At 63.9% G+C, this 208-nt stretch carries 1 protein-coding gene; it reads left to right on the plus strand.

All coding sequences use genetic code 11. The annotated features are described in order from the left end of the window. A partial coding sequence (locus AC6H42_RS06670; protein ID WP_497547673.1) for an ATP-binding protein occupies nt 1-208 on the plus strand: 208 nt, incomplete at both ends.

Here is a 208-nt window from a genome sequence, read left to right on the forward strand (position 1 = left end):
CAGTCGAACAAAGAAGGCTGGCCGGCTGAGCGTTTCCTTGCCGCCTTGATGGAGCATGAACTGGCCGAGCGGGAAGCGAGGCGCTTGGAACGGCATCGGCTGGAATCGCAACTGCTGCCGGGCAAGCTGCTGTCGAGCTTCGATTTCGCGAGCACGCCGACCGTCTCGCAGGCCCATGTCACGGCGCTGATGGAAGGCGACGGCTGGA

The sequence above is a fragment of the Massilia sp. NBRC 108631 genome (assembly GCF_059704565.1).